Here is a 14,344-nt window from a genome sequence, read left to right on the forward strand (position 1 = left end):
AGCGTGCCGACATCGGCGTGGGCATGGGCATCACCGGTACCGACGTCACCAAGAACGTCGCCGACATGGTGCTTGCCGATGACAACTTCGCTACCATCATCGGTGCCTGCGAAGAGGGCCGTCGCATCTACGACAACATCCGCAAGGTCATCCAGTTCCTGCTTTCGGCCAACCTTGCCGAGGTGTTCTCGGTGTTTATCGCCACGCTCATCGGCTTTACCATCTTCCAGCCGGTGCAGCTGCTGTGGGTGAACCTGGTCACCGACTGCTTCCCCGCGCTCGCGCTGGGCATGGAGGACGCCGAGGGCGACATCATGAAGCGCAAGCCGCGCAACGCCAAGGACGGTGTCTTTGCCGGTCACATGGGCCTGGACTGCGTGGTCCAGGGTCTGATCATCACCGTGCTGGTGCTGGCGAGCTTCTTTGTGGGCGTGTACTTTGACATGGGCTACATCCACATCGTCGATATGATCGCCGGCAATGCCGACGAGGAAGGCGTGATGATGGCGTTCATCACGCTCAACATGGTCGAGATTTTCCACTGCTTCAATATGCGCAGCCGTCGTGCGTCGCTGTTCACCATGAAGAAGCAGAACAAGTGGCTGTGGGCTTCTGCCGCGCTGGCACTGGTGCTGACGGTGATCGTGACCGTGCAGCCGACGCTTGCCGAGATGTTCTTTGGCCCCGTGACGCTTGAGCTCAAGGGCGTTCTTGCCGCGCTGGGCCTGGCCTTCCTGATCATCCCGCTGATGGAGATCTACAAGGCGATCATGCGCGCGGTCGAGAAGGAGTAGGTCGAAAGGCCATCCTTCCCACCGGCCCGACCGCCTGCGGGGTTTCTTCTTCGCTGGTCCTCGCGCTTCGCGCTGCGGGATCGCTCAGAAGAAACCCCTCCCGGCGGGCGGGCCTTCGGATGACCTCTCGGGACCGTAAGCTGAGGAAAAGTTTGTGAGCTGGTCGGGCTTTGCCCGGCCAGCTCTTTTTGATTTAAAATACCTGCTCAGTTGTGATTTATGGTGCTGGGAGGCGCTTGTGGGCAAGGCGAAGGCTAAGGCGAAGAAAAAGACGACGGGGGCGCGGGCTAAGCGCGATCGTCGTCGGAAGCTCGCGACCGAAGCCCCCGCGTCTGCCGAGGAGCTGCTGGCAAACGTGCCGGGACTTGACGCGCTGCAGGATGTTCCGGCGTTCGATGACCTGCCGGTCGATGAAGCTCAGCAGGCGGCATTTGACGACTTTTGCGCACATACCGAGGAGCCCGAGCAGATGCAGCTTGGCGCCGTGGTGCGCTTGGATCGCGGGTTTCCGCTGGTGGCGACTGCCGACGACACCTTCCGCGCCGAGCATGCCGTGGGGTTTGCCAAGTCGCGCGGCGAGGACGAGGTCCTGCTGCCTGCCGTGGGCGACCGTGTGGCGGTGCGCCGCGCTCCCGGGCACGATATGGGCGTGATTGAGTGCGTGCTGCCGCGCCGTACGAGCTTTGAGCGTTGGCGCGGCCGTGCCCGCGGAGAGCGTCAGGTGCTCTGCTCCAACGTGGATTGCGTGCTAATCGTGCAGGCGCTCGGTGCCGGTGAGGTGCTGCTCGACCGCGTGGCGCGCTCGCTGGTGTTGGCGCTCGACTGCGATGCCGAACCGGTGGTGGTGCTCACCAAAGCTGATCGCTGCGATGCCGAGGAGCTCGAGCGCGATCTGGACCGCGTGCGCCGCCTGGTGGGTTCGGACGTGCGCGTGATCGTGACGTCCTCTGCCGAGGGGCGCGGCCTGGACGAGGTTCGTTCCTGCGTGCCTGCCGGGAGCTGCGCCATGATTCTGGGCGAGTCGGGTGCCGGCAAGTCGACGCTGCTCAATGCACTGCTGGGCCACGATACGTTGGCGACTGGCGGTGTGCGCGAACGCGACGACCAGGGCCGTCACACTACCGTTGCGCGCGTGATGGTGGCGCTGCCGGGCGACGCCGGCGTGATCGCCGATGCCCCGGGCCTGCGCAGTCTACCGCTCGTGGGTCACGAGCGGGGTCTGGCGCGCGCCTTCCCCGAGATTGTCGAGGCATCGCGCGCGTGCCGGTTTGGCGATTGCACGCATACCCATGAGCCGGGCTGCGCCGTTCGCGAGGCCGAGGACGCCGGGCAGATCGACAGCCTGCGGCTGGAAACGTTCCAAAACCTGGCGTCATCCATGCGCGTGAGCGCTCAAATGCTCGATCCCGATGTTCATCTGTAATTGATTTTTCCTATGACAGCCGTCTCCCAACTGTTCGGGAGACGGCTTTTTTGCTGCGGAAAAGCCTCGAAACATGCAGTTTGCTGACGTGCTGACCAAAACCTTGCCACGAGCTTGACGGGCTGGTCAGCTTTTGGTCAGCGATTGGTTTGACATCGAAAACCAAGATCGCGATTGCGCCGCTTTGCACTCTGACCGCCCAGACAATGGTGGTACGGGCATTCGCCCGGCACTGCCATGAGAGGAGCGGCCGTGAACAAGAGCAAGCGCATCGCCATCAGTCTGGTCGCGGGCGTGCTCGCTGCTCTGCTCTGCATGGTTTACGGCTCGTCGATCCGCTCGCAAGCCGAACGGGTCCAGGCTGAGACCTTGGCCAAGTACGGTGGCGATCGCGTCGAGGTATGCGTCGCGGCGCGCGATATCGATGTGGGCGAGACCCTCGATGAGACCAATGTCATAACCCAGGAATGGCTGACGAGTCTGCTGCCACGTGACGCGGCGACCGAGTTGCGCCAGGTGCGCGGCGACGTGACGACTTCGCGTATTCCCAAAAACGCCGTGATCTGCAATGTCTACACCAAGGCCGAGAGCCACAAGCTCGAGGTGCCTAAGGGCAAGGTTGCCGTTTCGGTGGCGGTCGATGCCGAGCACTCGGTCGGCGGTGCTACAGGCGTGGGCAGCTACGTGGATGTGTATGTGCAAAAAGACGGCGTAACCGATCGGCTATGCGGTGCGCACGTGATCGATACCAGTGAGGATTCCGGTGCCACGCGCGAGGGCAAGATCGAATGGGTGACGCTGGCGGCTGACCCCGAAGACGTCAAGGAACTGCTGGGAGCCTCGGGCAAGGGAACGGTCAGCTTGACGATTCCCGCCACGGCGCGCGGCAAAAAGAGCGGAGGCGACGAGCGATGAAGGCGATCTGGCTTGCGTGCTGCGCGTGCGGCGATTACGGGCTGTTGCAGCGGGAAGTCGAGGGCCGTGATGCGGGTGCACAGGTGCTTCGCGTGGGTGACCTGGACGGGCTGATTTCCATGGCGCGGGCGTTTCCGTCGCGCCGCGGGGCTGCCATCATCGCGGCGTCTCTGTTTGATATCGAAGATGTGCGCAAGACTGTTGCGCGTCTGACGGCCGAAGGCCGCGTGAGTCGCGTGGTCGTGTTGATAGAAGCGCTCGATCCGTCGGATATCGAGGGACTGTTTCGCGCGGGGGCGACCGAGGTCATCGCTGCGCACAGTATATGCGGCAACGGGCGTGCGGGCGAGGGGGCGGTTGATTCCGATCGGCGCATGACGATTGAGCCCGATGCTTTTGTTGATAGGGAACCCGGGGCGCCTCGCGCTACAAGAGGCCCGCGTGTTGATGATTTTGGAAAAGCGGAAGCCGAGCATGGTCGGCGCCCCCGGAACCCCCTTGTATACGATGATGCTGGAGGGCCGGCGCAGCATGCTGGCGACTCCCCGGCTGTAGATATGGGATACGTGCACGGTGTGAATCTGGCGGATGAACTCGACGAAGTTGAGGGCTTTGCCGGGTGCGGCGAGTTGCCGCTGATGCAGCATGAGCAGATTGCGCAGAACGAGCCTGCCTCGCAGACCGAACAAGCTGCCATGCCGGCTTGGACGCAGCGTGTGGTTGCGGCGGAGGAGACGGGGACGCTGCCGCCGGCGCCCGCCCCGCCGCCTCCGATGCCGCCGGCAGACGCTGCCGCTCCGCAGCATCGAGCTCCGGTCATCTGCGCCATTTCGGGTTCGGGCGGTTGCGGCAAGTCGACGATCGTTGCCACCATGGCACATACATCGTCGCTGTTGGGCTTGCGTGCCGCCGTGCTCGACCTGGACCTGATGTTTGGAAACCTTTACGACTTGTTAGGCGTCGATGCTCCGCGCGATATGGCGGCACTTATCGAGCCGTCGGCGGCGGGCGCGCTTGCCGAGCCGGATATCGTGGCCGCATCGATGCGCGTGGCACCGGGCGTTACGCTCTGGGGTCCCGTCGCGGCGCCCGAGCAAGCCGAGCTCATGGCACGTCCGGTGGAGCTACTGCTTGATGTTCTGCGTCGCGAATCCGACGTGGTCTTTGTCGACACCTCGGTCTTTTGGGGTGATGCCGTGGCGGCTGCGGCGGCGGCGAGCGACCGCTGCCTGGTCGTTGGCGATGCGGCGGTGTCGTCCGCGACATCGGCGTCGCGCGTCATTGAACTGGCAAGTCGAGTAGGTGTGCCGCGCACGCGCATGAGCGCTGTATTCAACCGGTTTGGCGCGCGTGGCGCTGACGAGGATGTTGCCATGCGCTTTGAGATTGCCTGTGCGTTGAGCTCCAAGATTCGTATCGCCGATGGCGGGCAGGATCTCGCCGCGCTCATGGCGTTTGGGCGCGCTGACGAGGCAGTGGGTCAGACGAGCGCTTTCGCGACCAGCGTGCGCGAGGCCACGCGCGAGATGCTCGTGGAACTGGGGTGCGCCGTCGGCCCTTGGAGCGATATGGTCGCCGACCGTGCGACGCGTACCGAACGCCCGCGTATTCGCCTTCCCTGGTCGCGCGAGGGTGATCAGCGATGAGCCTGCAAACGAGGATTAAGGCTGCCGGCGCTGCAGCGGCGGCAGCGCCTGTAGATGCGGGGCGTCGCCGCGCGGTGAAACGACGCACTAAGCGCGCCGTGATGGACCGCATGGGTTACGACGAAGTGGCGCGTATCAGCGCCTATGTCGACCCGGTACTTGCCCGCTCGGAATTGCGTCCCGCGGTGGAGGCGGCGCTCAATGTTGAGGAGCCGACCGATCTCGCGACGCCCGAGCGCGAGACCATCATCGACGAGATTTTGGATGACGTGGTGGGCTTGGGGCCGTTGCAGCCGCTCATCGAGGACGACACCGTTACCGAGATCATGATTAACGGCTGCCGCTCGGCTTTCTTTGAACGCGGCGGCGTTTTGTACCCCATCGAGCATGCGTTTGAGGATGATGAGCAGATCCGTGTGCTTATCGACCGCATCATCTCGCCACTTGGCCGCCGTATCGACGAGCGCAGCCCCATCGTCAACGCCCGCCTCAAAACGGGCTATCGCGTCAACGCGGTGATTCCGCCTGTGGCGATTGACGGACCGATTCTCACCATCCGAAAGTTCTCGGACCGCATCTGCTCGCTGGACGAGCTTGTGGGGCTGGGGTCGCTGCCGCTTTGGTATGCGCAGCTGCTGTCGTGCGCGGTGTCGCTGCGACAGGACCTGGCGGTTGCGGGAGGCACGGGATCTGGTAAGACCACCCTGCTCAACGCGTTGTCATGCGAGATTTCCACCGGCGAGCGCATCGTGACGATCGAGGACTCTGCCGAGCTCAAGTTTGCGCATCATCCGCACGTGGTGCGCCTAGAGGCGCGCGAGGCTTCAATTGAGGGTGAGGGTGCGGTGACGATTCGCGACCTAGTAACTAATGCCCTGCGCATGCGCCCCGACCGCATCGTGGTGGGCGAGGTGCGTGGTGCCGAGTGCTGCGACATGTTGCAGGCCATGAACACGGGCCACGACGGGTCGCTCACCACACTTCATGCGGGTTCAGAACAGGAGACCGTGGTGCGTCTGACGTTGCTTGCACGTTATGGCATCGATCTGCCGAGCGAGCTCATCGAGGAACAGATTGCCATGGCGCTCGACGGCATCGTGATGTCCGAGCGCCATGCCGATGGCAGGCGCTTCGTCTCCTCGTATTCGGGGGTGCGTCGCGCCGCGTCGGGCGGCGTAGAACTCGAGCGCTATGTGACTTTCGATGCCGCCGAGCGCACCTGGACGCTTGACCGCGAGCCGCCGTTTATCGCAGAAGGCCTGCGGTCGGGGACGCTCACACAAGAGGAGGTGGACGAATGGAGGTCGCTGTGCCCCTCGTCGTAGGGGGTTTGGCAGGGTTTTCTGTTGCGACGGCGTGCGGGGCGGAACCTCGTGTGCCGCAGGTGCCGCCGACGGAGCTAGCGCGTCAGGCGCTCGAGACGGTGGCAGAGAAGCTGCCGCGTGAGCTGGTGGAAAACGATCTACTGAAAAAGATCGCCCGTTCGTGGGCATCGCTGGCTCCGGCGCATCGCCTTGGCCTCGTGATCGAAGATGCTTCGGGGCGTTTGGCGTTTCTGCTGCTATCGAGCGGTGTCTGCTGCGTTTTACTGACGATGGTGTCGTTATCGCCCCTCGGATTTGCCTTGGGACTTGTTGCTCCGATTGCCGTTGGCGCCGCTCGGGATGGCTTTGAGAGCCGGCGCGAGCAACACGATGCAGAAGAGGCCATGCCCGAGGCGTTTACCGCACTTTCCATGTCGCTTGCCTCGGGACATTCGCTGGCCCAGGGCATGCGCTTTGTGGGCGCTCATGCGCAAGAGCCGGTACATACCGAGTTTTTGCGGGTAGCGGCGGCGATCGATTGCGGCATCTCGGCGACCGACGCGCTCGATGACTTGCTCGTGCGCATCGACGCCCCCGGCCTTTCGCTTGTGACCTTAGCGCTCAAGGTGTCTCAGCGCACCGGTGCTCCGCTTGCCGACTTACTGTCCGAGGCGTCGAGCATGGTGGGGGAGCGCATTGAGCTCAAGCGCCGCCTGGATGTTAAGACGTCGCAGGCTCGCATGTCGGCGCATATGGTCGCGGCGATGCCGGCGGGCATGTGCGCGGTGTTGGCGCTGCTTTCGGCAGATTTTCGTCGCGGTCTTGCGATGCCTGCCGGCGCGGGCGCTGTGGTGCTGGGTCTTGCCCTCAACGCCGTTGCCCTGGTGGTTATCCGGCGCATTATGCGGGTGGAGCTATGAGCGCCCCGGTTGCAGTTGCGGCTTGCCTATGCGCCCTGAGTGTATTTGTCGCGACGGGTTTGGATCGGGCGGATGCACGCAAGATCGCAGGGGCCTGCAAGCGCGAGGCGGTGCTGGTCGCTGCCGCGGGTCGCTCGGTGGTCGATGCTCTGACCGCGCGAGTGAAGGGTGCGGTTGGAGCGGGCAGCCCGGCGCGAGTGTCGCTCGGCGAAGTGTCCGAGATGATCGATGTTGTGCGCTTGGGTCTTTCGGCCGGTCTTTCGTTTGATGCGGCGCTTGGGATTTTCTGTGCCAACCGCCGGTCAGTGCTGGCTCTTCGACTTGAGCGGGCCTGCATGGCGTGGCAGGTGGGCGTGGGCACGCGTGAGGACGAGTTGTTGGCCGCCGCGCGCGACCTGGACGTGCGAGCGCTCGAGACCTTTGCCATCACGGTGGGGCAGGCGCTCGCCCTGGGTGCCCCACTTGCCGAGACGCTGGCCGCTCAAAGTCGCGAGATCCGTGCGGCTCATCGCGCCGCGGTCGAGCGTGAGATCGAGCGTGCGCCCGTCAAGCTGCTGATTCCCACCGGCACGCTCATCTTGCCGGCGTTGCTTCTGTCCATATTGGGCCCGCTGCTGGGAGCAGGCGGGATGATGTAGGGAGGAATACATGAACACGATGGTCGAAGTTGCTGACAAGGCTTGGAACTGGGCTTTTTGCCGGGCGATCCGCGCTCGCCAGCATGCCAAGGAGCTGTTGCGGGAGGAGAGCGCGCAGGGTACCACCGAGTACGCCATTTTGGTGGGCGTGCTTGTGGTGATCGCGATTATTGCCATCGTTGCATTTAAAGGCAAGGTCCAAGATCTATGGAACGCTATCAGCGAGGGCATCAACAGCCTGTAGAGGGCGAGCGCCCCATCGGGGTGCTGCTGGTGTTTGCTTGCCTGACCGTGGCGATAGCGGCGGTGCTTTGGGGGCTTAACGCCGCGCGGCAGCAGCGTCCTGGGGCCGCCTTCGATTCGGGCTCAGATTCGGCGGTGGCGTCTCAAAAAGATGAGATGCGAGATGCGGACGATTCGGATGTCGCTGTCACGGCGCAAACCTTTCTGCGGACGCTCGACAAGCGGTCTGGCACTGCGACGGATTCGCCTGGGGACAACGCGATTACGGTCCGGCTTGCATGGTCTGAGGACCGACCGATGACCGAGGCAGCGGCGGATATGTTACGCGCCTACCGCGAGGTGCCAACGGCCCAGCTCGCCCTGAGCGGCTATCTTGATATTAAGGGCAACGTATGGGGCGCCATCGTGCGCGATGGGCGCGGCTGGGTCGATATGGTGACGGTTGCCGCGGATGCCGGTGATGCCTCGTGCCGCCTGCGCGTGATCCGCCTGAGCCCGCAAACAATAAGCTCAAAGGAGGGATCGTGAAATGCATGGCGTTCTGCGTGAAGAGGTTGCCCAAGCGACTGTGGAATACGCCATCGTCACGGTGGCGCTGCTATCGATCGTGCTGGCGATTGCGGGACTTTGGCGTGCTGGCACCGATGGACGCTTGGCGGCGCTGGTTGAGCGGGCGGCATCCCATGGCGTTGCCTCGACGTCGGTTATCGACGCCGCTGCGGGCGCTAAGGACATCGCGTTGTATTGATATCGCGCGCGAGGACCGGGCGCAGTCTACGGTCGAGGCCGCTTTTTTGCTGCCGACGTTTTTGACGCTCATCCTTCTCGCCCTGCAACCGGTGTGCCTGCTTTATACGCGCGCGGTCATGGAGTCTGCCGCCGCCGAGACCGCGCGGCTCATGACCACGACGACGGCGGAGGACGACGATCTTAAGGAGTTCACCCGCCGCCGGCTTGCCGCGGTGCCCAGCGTTTCGATCTTTCATGCCGGCGGGCCGTTGTCGTGGGATATCGAGCTTGGCCGGGCCGGTGCGGGTGGCGTCTCGTCCGTGTCCGTTTCCGGCGAGGTCAAGCCGTTGCCTGTGATCGGTGCGTTTGCGCAGGCTATGGGTGGTACCGCCGAGGGTGGCTACGTTGAGCTCAAGGTCGATGTCTCGTATCAATCACGTCCCGAATGGCTGGAGGGAGATTATGATTCGTGGATTGCTACATGGGATTAAGCGTTTCTGGTCTAGATGCGTTTTGACGCGCCGTCCGAGCTGCCATCGCAAGCGAGGCGGCTTTATGGGCCGCGCCGGTATCGACCTGTTTATCGAAGACGGTGCCTACACCACGCTTTCTTCTGCCGTGGTCATCCTAGTGGTGCTCACGTTGTTGTTTTCGTCGACCGCGGCGATATGGAGCATGTCGCGTGCCGGGGATACCCAGGTGGCGGCCGATAGTGGCGCGCTGGCGGGTGCCAACGTAGTGTCGTCCTATCACACGGCTGCCACGGTGGTTGATGCGAGCATCTTGAGTCTGGGGCTGGCGGGGTTTGCCACAATCGGGACGGGCCTGGTCGCCATCCTCATCCCAGGTGCCGAACCAGTTGCCGGCAATATGGTCGACACCGGGATTGAGATCATTAAAACGCGCAACAAGTTTGCCAAAAGCGCATCGGAAGGCTTGCAGAAAATCGAGACGGCTCTGCCGTATCTGATTGCCGCGCGTGCCACGCGGGCGGTGTCGGCGCAGGATACCGATAGTGTGGCCTATACCGGTACGGCGCTTGCCGTGCCCAGGACATCCGAATCGGACTTCGCCGCGCTCAAAGGGTCAGAGATCTCGACCGATGCCATCGAGAGCACCTCAAAAGACCTTGACTATGCTGCCAAGGAACTGAAGAAAGCGTCCGAGAAAACGTCAAAGGCCAAGGAACGCGCCTGGCTTGCCGATTGCGGTGGATCGGACAGAGGCGCAGTCGGAAGCTGTTCGTGCATGTGGGAACGCGCGAAGAACTTGGCGAAGCTTTCGGATATTGAGAATCCGCACTATGCCTCGAGTGTCACATGGGAGCCGCAAGTGGCGCTCGATCGCGCGAAGGCCTATTACCGCTTGCGCCTTGCAAACGAGGCACCTCAGGGCTCAAGCGTCGAGACGAAGGCGGAGTCGGCGGCGCGCAAGGCGTTTTACACCTATGCGAGTACAGAGGTCAATCGTGCATATGTAACCGAGGACGGAGATGCAGTCACTTTCCATATCCCGCTGTTGCCGCGCAACGCTGACGAGGTGCGAGCGACGGAACTCTATACCGATGCGGCGTGGCCAACCAGCGCCATCGATGGCAAGACGTATCTGCATTACGGAACGAGTTGCCCCAACTATAAGAAGGGGTCGCCAGGCGGGCTAGCCTCGGTTGCTGATTATGACGGGCAGGACAGATGCAACAGATGCCATTTTGGCGTTTCGTCGCTCGGTGCCGTTGCAGCGCCTTCGACTTCTATCGAAAACGGCTTCGAATACCACTTTGACAAGTTCAAAGACGCCCTGGAAGACTACGTTAAATGCCGCAACATAGAACTCGAACTTGAGCGTCAGACCGAGGATGAGGCCGACCGTGCGGGCAATGCGTTTGACCAGGCCATTAAAGCGCTTTCCGGCGAGCGCCCGCGTATCGCCCCACCTGGACGCAACGGCGTGGTCGCATTTGCAGTTTCGGGTGACATTACCAGCCCCGATCAACTTAACTCCTCGTTTAACACGGCAGTCAGGCTTGGCGATCGCGGTGCTATCTCTGCCGCGGTGCTGGCGCCCGATGAGGCGACGGCGCAAAACAACGTGCTTTCGCGATTTTTCTCGACATTGAAGGAACGCTCGGGCGGCGTTGCCGGCGTGCTCGACGGCGTCATGGATGTTTGGGGACGGCTGCTCGTGGGATACGGTGATATCCAAGGTTCGGCCGACGAACTTATGGACGAGATGATTAAAGACCTAGGAGGGGGCAGTGGCGCGCTGGGCTCCATTGCATCGTGGCTCGGCGATACCGTTTCGGCGTCCGTGGCGGCGCTGGGCTTGGAGCCGTGCGACTTGCGCCTGCGAAAGCCGGTGCTGACCGACACCGCCAATGTCATCAAGAGCCCTGGGTCTGACATCACAGGTCTTTCTAAAGTGCAGGACAAGCTACGAAGTATTCCGCTGGGCGTGACCGACCCCAAGGCGCTTTGCGAGGCGCTGGAATATCAAGTCGAGCGCACCATCAGCGGCACGGTGTTCACGCTTGCGGAGATTCCGCTGCCCGGCGGCGGCTCCATCCCGCTCACCGTCGATGTCGCCACGCTGGCGGGTGCCCTGGGCGGTGGGTCGTAATGAGCATCCGCAAGCGCCTGCGCGAGGAGCGCGCCCAGGCGACGGTCGAGATGGCCGTGGTCACGCCCGTCCTGCTGGTTCTGGCGCTCATCGTGTACAACGTCATGGTCTTTGCCGGCGCGGTCGCGCGCTTCGATCGCGTGGTGCCCGATATCGTGCTAGCGCATGCCGTGGCGCCGAGCGGGGAGGGCGATGACAGCTCCATCGATGCCTCCGCGACCGTTCAGGCTCAGATCCAACATGCCATGGAAGGCTATGACTTGCAGATCGAAGTGTCGAGCGAGCAAGGCGCGAAGGCATCAGATGGTGGCCTGCTCTCCCTATCCGGTACGTTTAGGACCTACACCTGCACCATGCACTATGAGCCGTGGCCGACTTCTCTCAGCATCGCTGGCGTTCCGCTGGGGGCGCCGACAACGTTGTCGCACGAGCGCGCGGTGACGGTCGATCCATGGCATCCGGGGGTGGTCATGTGACCGCGGTCTCGTCCTACATCGCCTACGCGCGGGCACTCAATAGGCTGGGTTGGACGCCGGCCGAGTTTGTGGTGGCGGAGTCGTTTGTCGTGCGCCTGCGCGGCATGCTGGGACGGCGTCCGGTTGCCGCCAACGGCCTGTCGCTCGTCATGGCGTTTCCACGCTGCTCTTCGGTCCATACGTGTTTTATGGCCTATCCCATCGACATCGCCTTCATCGATCGCGACGGCAATATCCTCGCGCGCTACGAAAACGTTCGTCCTTGGCGCATGTGCTCCTGCCTCGGCGCCTGGGCCGTACTAGAGCGTCCTTCAATCATTGTTTCGACTCCTGCTCTCCAACGCGTGCCGGCTTAAGAATTGGCGACAGTGGACTTTCGTCATACGAAATTGGGTAAGATGGAGGAGAAGATGCATGGATGTTGAGATCCATCCCAACGCTAAAAAGCACCTGACGGAAAAGCAGGTGCTTAGCGCTTGGCTTGCGGTTACTGAGTGCATTCGTCGCGAGCCGAAGGACGAGCCGCCGAGATGGCTTGCAATTGGATGGCTCTCAGACGGACGAAGCGTGGAGCTTGTCGCGGTCGAGCTTGTCCGTGGGTGGCTTATCATTCATGCCTTGTCTCCAGTCCAGAAGAAATTTTGGCAGGAGATTGAACAGGCTCGGCAAAGGGGTCGATGATGGGCAAGACGTATACGGCCGCTAATGGTCAGGTTGTAACGGATGAAATGATTGACGCGTGGTGCGAGTCGTACGAGCGCGGAGAGTTTCCGGATGGCGAACACACCGTTGGTGGGATCGTGCATGGACGGCCCCCGCTCTCAGGTGAGGGGACGGCAACGCTGTCGGTCAAGATTCCTCTGGGAATGAAGGAGGCCATTCGTCGACGGGCGGCTGCCGAGGGGATGACGCCAAGTGAGTTTGCCCGTGCGGCTCTGAGTGAAAAACTTCTTGCTGCCGGCTGATGCCTCTGACGTGCCGATTTATAGAACCGAGGCTGTGCCCAAAAACTTTTTTAAAATTCTCGGTTGACCGGAACGCGTCCTTGGTTATACTAATCAAGCCTTGAAACAAGGCACACCTCAAATGGCTGGGTAGCTCAGTTGGTAGAGCAGAGGACTGAAAATCCTCGTGTCAGGGGTTCGATTCCCTTCCCCGCCACCTTGAATTGACTAGGACCTCTGCAAAGGGGTCCTTTTCTTTTATTGAGGGCTCTGCGGAAATTGCGTCCCGGAATTTGGCTTCAGAGTGGGATGCGTTTTCCGCTTTGAGGCCGCTTGGGAAAGCGCGACCCGGAATCCGGCGTCAGAATGGGATGTGCTTTCCTTTTGCGGTCTTTGGCGGAAACTGCGTCCCAGATCCCGCGCTCAGAACGGGATGCGCTTTTCGGCCGCCTACTTCCGGCGCATATGTACATCTCGGCGCGCCATCTCGGGCCCGCCCAGATATTCCTCCCGCTTTTGCGCCACTTTACAGACCGTTCGGTCGTCTGTCCGCACGCGCGGGTATACTCAAAACGATACTTTTCCTATGCAATACGATGCAGGCTCGGCCTGCACGATCCGAAGGGGGCAGTGATGGAGAGGATACTCGGCGTTAATCTCTCTGGCTGGTTTATTCCCGAGCCTTGGGTGACCCCGTCGCTATACGCGGCGACCGGTGCATCCAACGCGGCCGAGCTGCAGGAGGCCATGGGCACCGCCGCCTATAACGAGCGCATGCGCCGTCATTACGAGACGTTTGTGAGCGAGGACGATTTCCGTCGCATGGCGCAGATCGGTCTCAATGCCGTGCGTCTGCCGGTGCCCTGGTATGCCTTTGGCTCGCAGGAGTCCGATGCGTCCTACATCTCGGTTGTCGACTACATTGACCGTGCGATTGAGTGGGCTGCCAAGTACGACATCCGCGTGCTGCTTGATCTAGCAACTGTGCCCGGTGGCCAGGGCGATTCCAATGATTCGCCCGCCACGCCAGAGGCTGTTGCCGAGTGGCATTCGTCCACCAACGGCCGTCATGTTGCGCTCGACGTGCTCGAGCGCCTGGCCGATCGCTACGGCGAGGCCGAGAGCCTGCTGGGCATTGAGCTGCTGGATACGCCGCAGATGAGTGTCCGCAAGAGCCTCTTCACCATGACGGATGGCATTCCGGCGCACTACCTGCGCAACTTCTATCGCGATGCCTATGAGCTCGTCCGTTCATATATGCCCGAGGATAAGATCGTCGTCTTCTCGTCGTCGGGGCATCCCAGCGAGTGGAAGCATTTTATGCGCGACGCCAAGTATAAGAACGTCTACATGGACCTTCACCTGTACCATTACCGTGACGAGCATGCGCTCGATATCACGAGCCCCCGCGGGCTGACGACGGCGATTTCGCGCAACAAGCGCGAGCTCAAAGAAGCGATTTCGACTGGGTTCCCCGTGCTGGTGGGCGAATGGTCGGGCGCGGCGATCTTTGCCAACTCGTCGGTTACGCCCGAGGGCCGCAATGCCTACGAGCGCGTGTTTATCGCCAATCAGCTGGCTTCGTTTGCGCCGGCTGCCGGTTGGTTCTTCCAAACGTGGAAGACCGAGAAGCGCATTGCAGCATGGGACGCCCGCGCGGCGCTCGGTACGCTCGAGCGCGGCATGATTGAATAGG

At 62.2% G+C, this 14,344-nt stretch carries 17 protein-coding genes and 1 tRNA gene; all 18 read left to right on the forward strand.

Annotated elements, in window-relative coordinates; genetic code table 11:
- The coding region (locus ABHR76_RS03220; protein WP_346976785.1) for a cation transporting ATPase C-terminal domain-containing protein at positions 1–794 on the forward strand (794 nt) is incomplete at its 5' end.
- Between the two features lie 469 nt (positions 795–1,263).
- Entirely contained in the window at positions 1,264–2,217 is a 954-nt protein-coding gene (rsgA, locus tag ABHR76_RS03225) for a ribosome small subunit-dependent GTPase A (RefSeq protein WP_430392683.1), read from the forward strand.
- A gap of 252 nt (positions 2,218–2,469) precedes the next feature.
- Positions 2,470–3,132, forward strand: coding sequence for a Flp pilus assembly protein CpaB (gene cpaB / locus ABHR76_RS03230; protein WP_346976786.1), 663 nt, complete (start codon positions 2,470–2,472; stop codon positions 3,130–3,132).
- Positions 3,129–4,778 carry a nucleotide-binding protein gene (locus ABHR76_RS03235; protein WP_346976787.1) on the forward strand — a complete coding sequence of 550 codons (1,650 nt, stop codon included), beginning with the start codon at positions 3,129–3,131 and terminating at the stop codon, positions 4,776–4,778. Before cpaB ends, ABHR76_RS03235 begins: the two co-directional genes overlap by 4 nt.
- Positions 4,775–6,103 carry a TadA family conjugal transfer-associated ATPase gene (locus ABHR76_RS03240; protein WP_346976788.1) on the forward strand — a complete coding sequence of 443 codons (1,329 nt, stop codon included), beginning with the start codon at positions 4,775–4,777 and terminating at the stop codon, positions 6,101–6,103. The genes ABHR76_RS03235 and ABHR76_RS03240 overlap by 4 nt, the downstream gene beginning before the upstream one ends.
- 5 nt (positions 6,104–6,108) lie before the next feature.
- Positions 6,109–7,002: a type II secretion system F family protein gene (locus tag ABHR76_RS03245; RefSeq protein ID WP_346976789.1), complete on the forward strand. Its 894-nt coding sequence runs from the start codon at positions 6,109–6,111 to the stop codon at positions 7,000–7,002.
- Positions 6,999–7,640 carry a type II secretion system F family protein gene (locus ABHR76_RS03250; RefSeq protein ID WP_346976790.1) on the forward strand — a complete coding sequence of 214 codons (642 nt, stop codon included), beginning with the start codon at positions 6,999–7,001 and terminating at the stop codon, positions 7,638–7,640. Before ABHR76_RS03245 ends, ABHR76_RS03250 begins: the two co-directional genes overlap by 4 nt.
- Before the next feature lie 10 nt (positions 7,641–7,650).
- A complete protein-coding gene (locus tag ABHR76_RS03255; protein WP_118288839.1) occupies positions 7,651–7,884 on the forward strand; it encodes a Flp family type IVb pilin in 234 nt (77 codons plus the stop codon).
- Positions 7,848–8,411, forward strand: a complete 564-nt coding sequence (locus tag ABHR76_RS03260; RefSeq protein WP_158554624.1) for a hypothetical protein — start codon at positions 7,848–7,850, stop codon at positions 8,409–8,411. The genes ABHR76_RS03255 and ABHR76_RS03260 overlap by 37 nt, the downstream gene beginning before the upstream one ends.
- Position 8,412: 1 nt before the next feature.
- Complete coding sequence (locus tag ABHR76_RS03265; protein ID WP_022094024.1) at positions 8,413–8,631, forward strand: hypothetical protein; 219 nt, start codon at positions 8,413–8,415, stop codon at positions 8,629–8,631.
- Positions 8,567–9,103: a TadE/TadG family type IV pilus assembly protein gene (locus tag ABHR76_RS03270; RefSeq protein WP_346976791.1), complete on the forward strand. Its 537-nt coding sequence runs from the start codon at positions 8,567–8,569 to the stop codon at positions 9,101–9,103. Before ABHR76_RS03265 ends, ABHR76_RS03270 begins: the two co-directional genes overlap by 65 nt.
- A 64-nt stretch (positions 9,104–9,167) precedes the next feature.
- Complete coding sequence (locus tag ABHR76_RS03275; RefSeq protein ID WP_346976792.1) at positions 9,168–11,228, forward strand: hypothetical protein; 2,061 nt, start codon at positions 9,168–9,170, stop codon at positions 11,226–11,228.
- A complete protein-coding gene (locus tag ABHR76_RS03280; RefSeq protein WP_346976793.1) occupies positions 11,228–11,704 on the forward strand; it encodes a TadE/TadG family type IV pilus assembly protein in 477 nt (158 codons plus the stop codon). The genes ABHR76_RS03275 and ABHR76_RS03280 overlap by 1 nt, the downstream gene beginning before the upstream one ends.
- Positions 11,680–12,060 carry a DUF192 domain-containing protein gene (locus ABHR76_RS03285; RefSeq protein ID WP_138374419.1) on the forward strand — a complete coding sequence of 127 codons (381 nt, stop codon included), beginning with the start codon at positions 11,680–11,682 and terminating at the stop codon, positions 12,058–12,060. Before ABHR76_RS03280 ends, ABHR76_RS03285 begins: the two co-directional genes overlap by 25 nt.
- Before the next feature lie 58 nt (positions 12,061–12,118).
- On the forward strand, positions 12,119–12,385 hold the full coding sequence (locus tag ABHR76_RS03290) for a hypothetical protein (RefSeq protein ID WP_195362141.1): 267 nt from the start codon (positions 12,119–12,121) through the stop codon (positions 12,383–12,385).
- Positions 12,385–12,669: an ATP-binding protein gene (locus ABHR76_RS03295; RefSeq protein WP_035137167.1), complete on the forward strand. Its 285-nt coding sequence runs from the start codon at positions 12,385–12,387 to the stop codon at positions 12,667–12,669. The genes ABHR76_RS03290 and ABHR76_RS03295 overlap by 1 nt, the downstream gene beginning before the upstream one ends.
- Before the next feature lie 123 nt (positions 12,670–12,792).
- Positions 12,793–12,865, forward strand: a tRNA-Phe gene (locus ABHR76_RS03300).
- 416 nt (positions 12,866–13,281) lie between these two features.
- Positions 13,282–14,343, forward strand: coding sequence for a glycoside hydrolase family 5 protein (locus ABHR76_RS03305; RefSeq protein ID WP_138374421.1), 1,062 nt, complete (start codon positions 13,282–13,284; stop codon positions 14,341–14,343).
- The last annotated feature ends 1 nt before the right edge of the window (position 14,344 follow it).

It is taken from the genome of Collinsella aerofaciens, assembly GCF_039752985.1.
GTDB classification, from domain to species: Bacteria; Actinomycetota; Coriobacteriia; order Coriobacteriales; family Coriobacteriaceae; genus Collinsella; species Collinsella aerofaciens_BT.

Bases quoted from the DNA above. Each gene is read 5' to 3' on its own strand.
- ABHR76_RS03260 (WP_158554624.1), top strand. From the start codon at position 7,848: ATGGAACGCTATCAGCGAGGGCATCAACAGCCTGTAGAGGGCGAGCGC.
- ABHR76_RS03265 (WP_022094024.1), top strand. From the start codon at position 8,413: ATGCATGGCGTTCTGCGTGAAGAGGTTGCCCAAGCGACTGTGGAATAC.
- rsgA (WP_430392683.1), top strand. From the start codon at position 1,264: ATGCAGCTTGGCGCCGTGGTGCGCTTGGATCGCGGGTTTCCGCTGGTG.
- ABHR76_RS03305 (WP_138374421.1), top strand. From the start codon at position 13,282: ATGGAGAGGATACTCGGCGTTAATCTCTCTGGCTGGTTTATTCCCGAG.
- ABHR76_RS03270 (WP_346976791.1), top strand. From the start codon at position 8,567: ATGGCGTTGCCTCGACGTCGGTTATCGACGCCGCTGCGGGCGCTAAGG.
- ABHR76_RS03235 (WP_346976787.1), top strand. From the start codon at position 3,129: ATGAAGGCGATCTGGCTTGCGTGCTGCGCGTGCGGCGATTACGGGCTG.
- ABHR76_RS03285 (WP_138374419.1), top strand. From the start codon at position 11,680: ATGGCATCCGGGGGTGGTCATGTGACCGCGGTCTCGTCCTACATCGCC.
- ABHR76_RS03240 (WP_346976788.1), top strand. From the start codon at position 4,775: ATGAGCCTGCAAACGAGGATTAAGGCTGCCGGCGCTGCAGCGGCGGCA.
- ABHR76_RS03295 (WP_035137167.1), top strand. From the start codon at position 12,385: ATGGGCAAGACGTATACGGCCGCTAATGGTCAGGTTGTAACGGATGAA.
- ABHR76_RS03290 (WP_195362141.1), top strand. From the start codon at position 12,119: ATGGATGTTGAGATCCATCCCAACGCTAAAAAGCACCTGACGGAAAAG.
- ABHR76_RS03255 (WP_118288839.1), top strand. From the start codon at position 7,651: ATGAACACGATGGTCGAAGTTGCTGACAAGGCTTGGAACTGGGCTTTT.
- ABHR76_RS03275 (WP_346976792.1), top strand. From the start codon at position 9,168: ATGGGCCGCGCCGGTATCGACCTGTTTATCGAAGACGGTGCCTACACC.
- ABHR76_RS03280 (WP_346976793.1), top strand. From the start codon at position 11,228: ATGAGCATCCGCAAGCGCCTGCGCGAGGAGCGCGCCCAGGCGACGGTC.
- ABHR76_RS03250 (WP_346976790.1), top strand. From the start codon at position 6,999: ATGAGCGCCCCGGTTGCAGTTGCGGCTTGCCTATGCGCCCTGAGTGTA.